This window comes from Arthrobacter sp. CAL618 (assembly GCF_000468215.1).
Taxonomy (GTDB): Bacteria; Actinomycetota; Actinomycetes; order Actinomycetales; family Micrococcaceae; genus Arthrobacter_D.
In genome coordinates, this window is the sequence record NZ_ASZW01000223.1 from 1 (window position 1) to 9,353 (window position 9,353).

Annotated in this window: 12 protein-coding genes; 8 read left to right on the forward strand and 4 right to left on the reverse strand. The window is 64.4% G+C overall.

Going from position 1 to position 9,353, the window contains the following annotated elements:
- Nucleotides 1-39 precede the first annotated feature (39 nt).
- On the reverse strand, nucleotides 40-1,215 hold the full coding sequence (locus K728_RS0113290) for a zinc-dependent alcohol dehydrogenase (RefSeq protein ID WP_024477017.1): 1,176 nt from the start codon (nucleotides 1,213-1,215) through the stop codon (nucleotides 40-42).
- A gap of 111 nt (nucleotides 1,216-1,326) precedes the next feature.
- On the opposite strand from K728_RS0113290, the gene K728_RS0113295 reads away from it, so the two are divergent.
- Both K728_RS0113295 and K728_RS0113300 read left to right on the forward strand, forming a co-directional pair.
- Nucleotides 1,327-2,049, forward strand: coding sequence for an AzlC family ABC transporter permease (locus K728_RS0113295; RefSeq protein ID WP_024477018.1), 723 nt, complete (start codon nucleotides 1,327-1,329; stop codon nucleotides 2,047-2,049).
- Nucleotides 2,046-2,357 carry an AzlD domain-containing protein gene (locus K728_RS0113300; RefSeq protein WP_019483936.1) on the forward strand — a complete coding sequence of 104 codons (312 nt, stop codon included), beginning with the start codon at nucleotides 2,046-2,048 and terminating at the stop codon, nucleotides 2,355-2,357. Before K728_RS0113295 ends, K728_RS0113300 begins: the two co-directional genes overlap by 4 nt.
- Before the next feature lie 13 nt (nucleotides 2,358-2,370).
- Here the strand turns inward: K728_RS0113300 and K728_RS0113305 are convergent, their stop codons facing one another.
- The gene (locus K728_RS0113305) at nucleotides 2,371-3,507 is read right to left on the reverse strand and encodes an acetate/propionate family kinase (protein ID WP_019483935.1); all 1,137 of its coding nucleotides are present in this window, start codon (nucleotides 3,505-3,507) and stop codon (nucleotides 2,371-2,373) included.
- Between the two features lie 130 nt (nucleotides 3,508-3,637).
- Between K728_RS0113305 and K728_RS0113310 the strand changes: the two genes are divergently transcribed.
- On the forward strand, nucleotides 3,638-4,027 hold the full coding sequence (locus K728_RS0113310; RefSeq protein WP_019483934.1) for a nuclear transport factor 2 family protein: 390 nt from the start codon (nucleotides 3,638-3,640) through the stop codon (nucleotides 4,025-4,027).
- Between the two features lie 43 nt (nucleotides 4,028-4,070).
- Here K728_RS0113310 and pta read toward each other — a convergent pair whose 3' ends face one another.
- On the reverse strand, nucleotides 4,071-6,149 hold the full coding sequence (pta, locus tag K728_RS0113315; RefSeq protein ID WP_024477019.1) for a phosphate acetyltransferase: 2,079 nt from the start codon (nucleotides 6,147-6,149) through the stop codon (nucleotides 4,071-4,073).
- Between the two features lie 131 nt (nucleotides 6,150-6,280).
- On the opposite strand from pta, the gene K728_RS0113320 reads away from it, so the two are divergent.
- The 5 genes from K728_RS0113320 to K728_RS0113340 are packed head-to-tail and all read left to right on the forward strand — an operon-like array spanning nucleotide 6,281 to nucleotide 8,794.
- The gene (locus K728_RS0113320) at nucleotides 6,281-6,622 is read left to right on the forward strand and encodes a thiamine-binding protein (protein ID WP_019483932.1); all 342 of its coding nucleotides are present in this window, start codon (nucleotides 6,281-6,283) and stop codon (nucleotides 6,620-6,622) included.
- Nucleotides 6,619-7,275, forward strand: coding sequence for an O-methyltransferase (locus K728_RS0113325; protein WP_019483931.1), 657 nt, complete (start codon nucleotides 6,619-6,621; stop codon nucleotides 7,273-7,275). The genes K728_RS0113320 and K728_RS0113325 overlap by 4 nt, the downstream gene beginning before the upstream one ends.
- Before the next feature lie 9 nt (nucleotides 7,276-7,284).
- Nucleotides 7,285-7,773 (forward strand): GNAT family N-acetyltransferase, encoded by a 489-nt coding sequence (locus tag K728_RS0113330; RefSeq protein ID WP_019483930.1) that lies wholly within the window; start codon nucleotides 7,285-7,287, stop codon nucleotides 7,771-7,773.
- Nucleotides 7,774-7,796: 23 nt separating this feature from the next.
- Complete coding sequence (locus tag K728_RS22395; protein WP_193353939.1) at nucleotides 7,797-7,937, forward strand: hypothetical protein; 141 nt, start codon at nucleotides 7,797-7,799, stop codon at nucleotides 7,935-7,937.
- Nucleotides 7,937-8,794, forward strand: coding sequence for a spermidine synthase (locus tag K728_RS0113340; protein ID WP_024477020.1), 858 nt, complete (start codon nucleotides 7,937-7,939; stop codon nucleotides 8,792-8,794). The genes K728_RS22395 and K728_RS0113340 overlap by 1 nt, the downstream gene beginning before the upstream one ends.
- Nucleotides 8,795-8,816: 22 nt before the next feature.
- Here K728_RS0113340 and K728_RS0113345 read toward each other — a convergent pair.
- A partial coding sequence (locus K728_RS0113345; RefSeq protein ID WP_024477021.1) for a LysR substrate-binding domain-containing protein occupies nucleotides 8,817-9,353 on the reverse strand: 537 nt, incomplete at its 5' end.

A 9,353-nucleotide genomic window follows, 5' to 3' on the forward strand; every position in this document is an offset into this window, starting at 1 on the left:
CTGCGGGGCCGGCACTTTTCTGCGCCAGACGGCCTCTAACTAGGGGCGGATGATCACCTTGATGCAGCCGTCCTGCTTCTTCTGGAACTTCTCGTAGGCGGCTGGCGCCTCGTCGATGCCGATGGTGTGGGTCATCAGATCCATCACACCCAGCGGATCGGAGGGGTCCTCGACGATGGGCAGCAGTTCGTCGGTCCAGTTGCGCACGTTGCATTGCCCCATGCGGGTCTGGATCTGCTTGTCGAACATGTTCAGCAGGGGCATGGGGCTTGCTGTTCCGCCGTAGACGCCGCTGAGGGAGATGGTTCCGCCGCGGCGCACCGAGTCAATCGCAGCGTGCAGGACCGTGAGACGGTCGACCCCGGCGGTTTCCATTGCCTTCTTGGCGAGGGCTTCCGGGAGCATGTTGACCGCGTTCTGGGCAAAGGCGCCCAGTGGGGAGTCGTGGGATTCCATGCCGACGGCGTCCACTACCGCGTCCGGGCCGCGCCCGTCGGTCATTTCCCGCAGCTCGTCGCCGATATCTTTCGTGAAGTCGAGGGTCTCAATGCCGTGGCGTTCAGCCATCGCACGTCGTTCCGCGACAGGCTCGACGGCGATGACCCGCTGTCCGAAATGGCGTCCGATCCGTGCGGCGAACTGCCCCACCGGCCCGAGACCGAAGACGGCGAGGGTGCCGCCGTCGGGCACGTCAGCGTACTTCACGCCCTGCCATGCAGTGGGGAGGATGTCAGAGAGGTACAGGTACCGCTCGTCAGGTAGTTCGTGGCCGACCTTGACCGACCCGTAGTCGGCGTGGGGGACGCGCAGGAATTCCGCCTGGCCACCGGGCACCGAACCGTAGAGTTCGGAGAAGCCGAGCAGGCTGGCCCCGGAACCCTGTTCGCGGACCTGAGTGGTTTCACACTGCGACTGCAGCCCGCGGACACACATCCAGCAGTGACCACAGGAAATGTTGAACGGGATCACGACGCGGTCTCCAGGGCGCAGGTTGGTAACGGCGCTACCAACCTCCTGGACTATCCCCATTGGCTCGTGACCCAACACATCGTTCTTGTGCATGTAGGGGGTCAACACTTCGTACAAGTGCAGGTCGGACCCGCAGATTGCCGAGGAGGTGATGCGGACGATCGCGTCGGTGGGTTCCTGGATGACGGGATCCGGGACTTGTTCAACGCTGACGGTGCGACGGCCTTGCCATGTTACTGCCTTCATGATGCACACTCCAGTTGGTAGTAAGTAAGCTGACTATCTTTAGTATTGCTCTGATTGACCCGGATTGAAAGCCAAGTGGCCGATTGCCCGCCGGAGCCCTACGCTGACTTGGTGAAATATCTGCAGTCGCCCGCCGTTCGGGTTGGTCTCTCAATCTCGGTCGCCACGGGGCTGTACGGGCTTTCTTTTGGTGCGCTGTCAGTCACCTCGGGCTTCGACATCTGGCAGACCATGGCCTTGAGCCTGCTGCTGTTCAGCGGCGGCTCGCAATTTGCCTTCATCGGGGTGGTGGGAGGCGGCGGCACCGGGGCCGCGGCGATGACTGCCGCCTCGCTGCTGGGAATCCGTAATGCGGTGTATGGCATGCAAATGAACGCGCTGGTGCGGCCCACCGGCTGGCGACGGTTCGTGGCCGCGCAGGTCACCGTCGACGAGTCGGCAGCTACCGCGAGCGGGCAGACCGATCCGGACGAACGACGACGGGGGTTCTGGAGCGCGGGAATCGGTGTGTTCGTGTTGTGGAACATGTTCACCGTCGCCGGTGCGCTGCTCGGCGGCGCGCTGGGCGACCCGGCGCGCTGGGGCCTCGATGGTGCAGCAGTCGCCGCATTCCTGGGCCTGCTCTGGCCGCGGCTCCGAACCAGGGAGCCGGCCGCCATCGCTGTGGTCTGCGCGCTGGTCACGGTAGCGGTCGTCCCCGTGGTTGCCCCCGGGCTGCCCATCCTGATTGCCGCCGCGGTGGCCGGCGCAATCGGCTGGTTTGGTCATGGACGCCCGGATGAAGGTATGGAACCCGACATTGACCCCTACGCGGAGGAGAGAGAGCACCGATGAACCTGTGGTTCTGGATACTGCTGGCCTGCGCGCTTGCGTTTCTCACCAAACTCGCTGGCTATCTGGTTCCGGCCCGGTGGATGGATAACCCGCGGATGTCCCGGGTTGCCGGCACCCTGACCATTGGGCTCCTCGCATCGCTCACGGCCGTCAACACGTTCGCCTCGGGGCAGCAACTGGCCCTCGATGCCAGGATTGTGGCCTTGGCCGCTGCCGCGGTTGCGCTGCTGTTGCGCGCGCCATTCCTCGTGGTTGTTGTTGCCGGTGCAGTGGCGGCGGCGTTGGCGCGGCTTGCTGGGATGCCCTGAACCGGTGACGAGGTCAGCGTCCGACGACGACGGCGGCGGTCGCCTCCGCGATTGCTGCCTCTTCGTCGGTGGGCACAACGAGCACGGGGAACGCAGACTCCTCCGTGCTGATCTGGCGGAGGGCCGAGCTCTTCTTACGGTTCTCGGCGTCGTCGAGGTGGACGTTGAGCGCGCCCAATCTGTTGACCACGCGCTCGCGGAACTGCCAGGAGTTCTCGCCGATGCCGGCGGTGAACACCAGCGCCTGGGCGCCGCCGACGGCCACATGATATCCGCCGATGTACTTGGCGAGGCGGTAAGACGCGAGGTCAAGGGCTAGCTCGGCCCTGACCTCCCCGGCAGCCGCTGACTCCACGACTGAACGCATGTCGTTCTGCCCGGTCAACCCTTTCAGGCCGGATTCGCGGTTGAGGAGCTGGTCGAGATCATCGGCCGAGTAGCCTTCCCTGCTCAGGAACAGCAGGATCGATGGGTCGATGTCGCCGGAGCGGGTCCCCATCACCAGGCCCTCCAACGGTGTGAACCCCATGGAGGTGTCGATGCTGGCTCCCGACCTGACTGCGGTGATGGAAGCACCATTGCCCAGGTGGGCAATGATTCCGGTGAACTCGGAGGGCGCCAACCCCAGCAGGGCGGCTGCGTGGTGGGCGACATAGCCAATTGAGGTGCCGTGGAAACCATAGCGGCGGATCCCGAACCTGGTGTACAGCTCGTCGGGGACTGCATACCGCCAGGCTGGTTCGGGCAGGGTGCGGTGGAAGGCCGTATCAAAAACCGCGACCTGCGGCATGTTGGGCCATTTGGCGGTTATCGCCCGGATGCCCTGAACGTTTGCCGGATTGTGGAGGGGCGCCAAGGGGCTGAGGCGTTCAATGGATCTCGTGATCTCGTTGTCCACCAGGACCGGTTCGCTGAACCGTTCGCCGCCGTGCACCACCCGGTGGCCGACGGCGTCAATGCCCTGTCCCTGCAGCGCTACTTCAACATCGGCCGTCACCCGGTCAAGTGCCTCCTGGTGGTCGGCTGGACCGCCGTGGGTGGGATCGCCGATCCGCTCCACGGTGCCTTCGGCTAACCGTTCGCCGGATCCGGTGTCGCGTACCTGATACTTCAGCGATGATGAGCCCGAGTTGATGACAAGAATGATCATGGTGCCTCCTGCCTGAAACTCTACTGGAGGCTGCTGACGTCGTGCGGTGGCGTCCTTCAGCAGGCGACTGGCGCACCAGCAACAACCCATTTCCGATGTAGGTGGATGGCAAGTCGAGTAGCATCGGCGTATGGAAGCTACCGAGGTGGTCCGGCGGTATTGGTCGGCGGTGTGGAGCCGGGACTGGAACGCTGTTGGACGAACACTTGCCGACAACGTGGAGGTCTTCTGGCCCGTCACGCGCGAAATCATCCGTGGCAAGGACAACCTAGTTGCGGTGAATTCAGAGCATCCGAACGGCTGGAGCATTGACGTGTTAAATGTTTACGACGCTGGCGACGTCGTCGTGTCCGAGGTACAGGTGCCTCAGGAGGACGTTGGCATCTTCCGTGTTGTCTCGATTTGGACCGTCGCCGACGGCGTTATCACTTCAGGCCGCGAATACTGGACCCTCTACGGCGGGGAGGAAGGCCGCGACTGGCGGCGCAAATACAGCACCGTTGGCGACATTCCCTCCTGAGATCAGCGTCCGGTAAGCCGAACCAGTCGATCGCCTTTGCCAATCACTCTCCGGTGTCCTGCGCCTGGACGGCGGTGATTGCCACAGTGTTGACGATATCTTCAACGGTGCAGCCGCGGGAAAGGTCATTGACCGGCTTCCGGAGGCCCTGCAGCACCGGCCCCACAGCCACGGCGCCCGCCGACTGCTGGACTGCCTTGTACGTGTTGTTGCCCGTGTTGAGGTCGGGGAAGATGAAGACGGTAGCCTGACCGGCGACCGATGATCCGGGAAGCTTCGACTTCGCGACCGAGGCGTCGACGGCGGCGTCGTACTGGATCGGGCCCTCCACCGGAAGCTCTGGCCGCAATTCCCGCACCAGCTCAGTGGCTCGGCGTACTTCGTCCACTGCGCCGCCTGAACCTGATTCGCCGGTCGAGTAGGAAAGCATGGCCACCCGTGGATCCACGCCGAACTGCTCAGCGGTCTCCGCCGAGGCCACCGCAATATCGGCGAGCTGCTCGTCGTTGGGATTGGGGTTGACGGCGCAGTCGCCGTAGACCAGTACGCGGTCGCTCAGTAGCATCAAGAAGACCGAGGACACGATCTTTACACCCTCCTTGGTCTTCACGAACTCCAGCGCCGGCCGAATGGTGTTGGCGGTGGTGTGCGCCGCCCCAGAGACCATGCCATCCACTTTCCCGAGCTGCACCATCATGGTTCCGAAGTATGCGCCTTCGAGCATACGTTCCCGGGCATTTTCGATGGACACGCCCTTGTGGGACCGTAGCCGCACGTACTCGGCGGCGAACTCTTCGCGCAAATCGGACGTGGCCGGATCAACGAGGGTGAGCCCGGACAGGTCGATGCCCTGCCCCGCCGCGAGCTCGCGGATCTTCGTCTCTGGCCCGAGAATGGTCAGATCGCAGACGTCCCGGCGGTGCAGGATCTCGGCGGCCCGAAGGATCCTCAGGTCCTCCCCCTCGGGGAGAACGATGTGGCGACGCTGGGACCGTGCCCGCTCGATCAGGTCGTGTAGGAACCGCAGCGGCGTCATGGTGAGCGCCCGGGGGAGTTCAAGCCGCTCAAGAAGCTCCTTCTCATCGACCTGGCGGGCCCAGGCGCCGAGGGCCGCCGCCGCCTTGCGCTTCAACCCGGTCGCAATTTCCCCGCGCACCTCACTGACCCGCCGTGCTGCGGTGTAGGTGTCATCGTCGAGTGTAAAAACGGGGAAGGGCGCTTGCGCCAGCAGGGAAAGGATCGTGGAATCAGGGGCGAGACCACCGGTGAGGATCAGACCGGAGGGCACGGGGAATTCCGGTGAGAAGGAGGACGCAAGGGTTGCCACCATGACGTCGGCCCGATCTCCGGGGACGATCACCAGGGCCCCGTCGGTGAGCTTATGAAGAAAGTTTCCGACGTTCATAGCGGCGACCTTGATCGACGCGACGTCCCGTTCAAGGGTGGGGCTACCCGCAATCTGCCGGGCCCCGAGCGCGCGGGCTACCTCGCCGACGGTGGGCCGGGAAATCTCCGCAAGTTCCGGAATGACATACACGGGACGCCCGGACCGCCCGGGGCGGACCTGCGAGCTGATCTCAGCGACGGCGTCGTCCGCCGCCCGGTTGACCATCATGGCCAGCAGCGAAACCTGCGCGGCGTCCAGTTCGCGGCGGGCGACGTCGACGGCGTCGGCCGCTTCGGACACGGACATCTCCTTGGCGTTCACAACCGCCAGCACCATGGCGCCGAGATTGTTGGCGAGCCGAGCGTTCAGGTCGAACTCGAGCGGGGCGTCGTGCCCGCTGAGGTCGGTGCCTTCGACGATGATGACGTCGCAGTCCCGCGCGATCTCGCTGTAAATAGCGACGCACCGGGTGTCGATTTCTTCCCGCTGGCCTTTGACCAGGAGGGCCCGCGCCTCGGTGCGGGTGAGACCGCCGCGGGCGCGTGCCGGCGGAAGATCGAATGAGCGCTGCATCAGGTTGACCATCGGGTCCGCTTCCACGTCATCGCCTTCAACGATGGGCCTGAAGAACCCGACCCGGTCCGAATGCCGGTGGAGCATGTCCGCCAACCCCAGAGAGATGAGGGACTTACCTGAGCCTTCAGTCATGGCACTGACATATATTCCGCGAGTCATTGCCCCATCCTGCCAAACGGTGGACGACCTAGCCATGACGGCGGGCACATCCGGAGATTTTATCTCGCTGGCTCAGCACCAATCTTGCTGCAACCCCTTCCGCTGGGGTGCCGATATGCCAGACTTGGACCATGCTTGTAGCCTTCTCAGTTGCCCCAGCCGGAACCGGTGCCACCACGGCGGAGAACGCGGATGGTTCGGTCCACGACGCAGTGGCCGAAGCCGTCAGGATTGTCCGCGACTCGGGCCTGCCCAACCAGACGGATTCCATGTTCACCACGATCGAGGGTGAGTGGGATGAGGTGATGGACGTGATCAAGCGGGCCACCGCAGCAGTCGGCAAGTACGGCAGCCGCGTCTCACTGGTATTGAAGGCGGACATCCGCCCAGGCTATTCGTGTGAGCTGACCGGAAAAGTGGAACGCCTCGAGCAGGCCATTGACGAGATGGACGAGTACCAGGGCCATTCATGACTGGGTGGGCCGCTGTCGAACGTTATCTGGTGGACACGGTGGTCCAACCGGATGAGGCGCTGACCGGGGCAGTTGACGCGACTGCCGCTGCGGGGATGCCCGCCATCGAAGTCACCCCCACGCAGGGGAAATTCCTGATGCTGCTGGCACGGATTCAGGGCGCACGGCGGATCCTCGAAATTGGCACCCTCGGCGGATTCAGCACCATCTGGCTGGCCCGGGGCGTGCCCGACGACGGTCTGGTTGATACCTGCGAGTACGAGCAGGCCCACGCCGAGGTGGCCCGCCAGAACCTGGATCAGGCAGGTGAGGGCCATAAGGTCACCATCCACGTGGGTGCAGCGCTCGACACCCTTCCCACTCTGACCGGACCCTACGACCTGTTCTTCATTGATGCCGACAAAGCGAACAACCCGCGTTACCTGGACTGGGCGATCAGGTTGTCCCGGCCAGGCAGCGTGATCGTCCTCGACAACGTGGTGCGCGGTGGAACCGTCCTTGAGACGAACGGTGATGACGCGGTGCGGGGCACCCGGGAAGCGCTGGAACTGCTGGGCAGCCACCCCCAACTGGAGGCAACCGCTATCCAGACCGTCGGGTCCAAGGACTGGGACGGGTTTGCGGTGGCCGTGGTCGTTGCCGCCGCGGCATAAACTGGGCGGGTGATTTTTTCCATCCGCCGGGCGTCGCCCGACGACGCAGAAACCTACTCCCGCACCCACCTGCAGGGCCTGCACGAGACCTATGCGCAGATCATGCCACCCCAGTTTCACGCGTACTACGACGCCGAACTGCCTGCCCTGATCGCCAAGCGGCGGGCTGCGCTCGAGGCCGGTGCCTCCAGTTGGGTGGCGTTCGATGAGGCTGGGACGGCCGTGGGCATCGCAACGTCGGGGCCGGGCCGGGATGAGGATCGTCCCGACTTCGAATTGCACCACATTTACACCCTCGCCGCGTCCCACGGCACCGGGTTGGGCCAGCGGCTTTTGGATACCGCCATCGAAAACCGGGCCGCCTACCTGTGGATTCTCAACGGGAACCCGCGGGCCGAACGCTTCTATCGGCGGAACGGCTTCGAACCGGACGGCACGGACACTCTCTGCGGGCCCACCTGGCACCACCGGCCGATGTTCCGGATGCACCGCCAGTAATGGTGGCCATCCGGGCGGCTAGCATGGCACCTATGCCCATATTCCTGGTTCGGCGCGCCCTTCCCGACGACGACGAACTCCTCGGAGTGGTGCTCGCCCGCTCAACCCGGGATGCCGGCATGATCGCCGACGGGCTGACCACTCCTAAGGTGGGGCGGCAGTAATGGGACGGCAGAGACCGGCCCGGCCCGGCGACCCGAAAGCCCAGCCCGATCAGGGCGACTCAGGACCGGTTGCCGGAACCTACGACATTGACACCGGCACCTGCGAAGTGGAACCCGACCCGTTCAACCCCAACGGCTGGATCCTCAAGGTCAACGGAGTACCCAGTTCGCACATCGATCTCAGCGACCCGTTGCGCCTGGACTTCGAATACATGAGGTGGATCGCGGCACTGGTCGAATCCCAGCGACGCGACGGCGGGCCCCTGCGGGCGCTCCACCTCGGCGGCGGAGCCTGTTCGCTGGCGCGGTACTTCGCCGCATCGGTACCGGAGGCTCGTCAGGTGGTGGTGGAACTCGATAGCAGACTTGCCGGGTTGGTGCGGGACTGGTTTGACCTCCCGCGTGCCCCGCTGGTGCGCATCAGGGTGGGCGAAGCCCGCGAGGTAACGGAATCCCTCACCGCCGGAAGCCGCGATCTGATCATCCGCGATGTTTTTGCGGGCAGCAAAACCCCACGGCCGTTGACCACCCTTGAGTTCACCCAGCACGCCAAGAGGGTGCTCAGTGAAAACGGCCTCTATCTGGTCAACTGCGGTGACTCACCGGACCTCGCCGGCGCCCGCCGGGAGGCGGCCACCATCGGTGAGGCATTTACTTACACAGCAGTGATCGCTGACCCAGCCATGCTGAAGGGACGACGGTATGGCAACGTCATCATCGCCGGCAGCGAGACACCACTGGATCAGGATCCGGGGCTGGCTCGCGTGCTGCTGGGTGGGGGAGTACCAGCTCAGGTGTGGGACGACGCCCGGGTGCGGAAGTTCAGCAACGGCGCGCAGGTCCTCCACGATCAGTGACCCTGCAGCCGGGCGAAGGTAGTCAGAACCGGATCGCGGATCTGCCCAGCAGGTGATCTTCGTAGGCTGCAGTAGCATCGCGGAGGGCCGCAACAACCACAGCTACGGCTGGCTGCCGCAGTGAATCCGGTCTGGCGACCAGCCAGTAGCNGAGCCGCTCGGCGATCTCGGCAGGAAGAAGACGGACCAGATCATCATGCCGGTCTGCCATGAAACAGGGCAGGAGCCCAATCCCGGCGCCAGCCCGGGTAGCCTCCACATGGACAAAGACATTGGTGGAACTGAGCGAATCCTTCATCGTCGGCAGTAACCGCCGAGGGGTGTCGAGACTGTCCACCTGCAGCATCGAATCAATGAAGTAGACCAACTGGTGCTCAGCTGCCTCGACGACACTGCGCGGGGTGCCCCATTCGGACAGGTACTCCCGGGAGGCGTAGAGGCCCAGCATGTATTCACCCAACCGGAACGCCTCAGCGCGATGCACCTGAGGTTCACCGACCACCACCTCAAGATCAAGTCCGCTGCGGGTCTGCGAGGCGCGGCGAGTGGCGGCGACTAT

Excerpts from the sequence above, each read along its gene's own strand:
- K728_RS0113325 (WP_019483931.1), top strand. The coding sequence starts at position 6,619 with ATGACTGGGTGGGCCGCTGTCGAACGTTATCTGGTGGACACGGTGGTC.
- K728_RS0113300 (WP_019483936.1), top strand. The coding sequence starts at position 2,046 with ATGAACCTGTGGTTCTGGATACTGCTGGCCTGCGCGCTTGCGTTTCTC.
- K728_RS0113320 (WP_019483932.1), top strand. The coding sequence starts at position 6,281 with ATGCTTGTAGCCTTCTCAGTTGCCCCAGCCGGAACCGGTGCCACCACG.
- K728_RS0113340 (WP_024477020.1), top strand. The coding sequence starts at position 7,937 with ATGGGACGGCAGAGACCGGCCCGGCCCGGCGACCCGAAAGCCCAGCCC.
- K728_RS0113290 (WP_024477017.1), bottom strand. The coding sequence starts at position 1,215 with ATGAAGGCAGTAACATGGCAAGGCCGTCGCACCGTCAGCGTTGAACAA.
- K728_RS0113310 (WP_019483934.1), top strand. The coding sequence starts at position 3,638 with ATGGAAGCTACCGAGGTGGTCCGGCGGTATTGGTCGGCGGTGTGGAGC.
- K728_RS0113305 (WP_019483935.1), bottom strand. The coding sequence starts at position 3,507 with ATGATCATTCTTGTCATCAACTCGGGCTCATCATCGCTGAAGTATCAG.
- pta (WP_024477019.1), bottom strand. The coding sequence starts at position 6,149 with ATGACTCGCGGAATATATGTCAGTGCCATGACTGAAGGCTCAGGTAAG.
- K728_RS22395 (WP_193353939.1), top strand. The coding sequence starts at position 7,797 with ATGGCACCTATGCCCATATTCCTGGTTCGGCGCGCCCTTCCCGACGAC.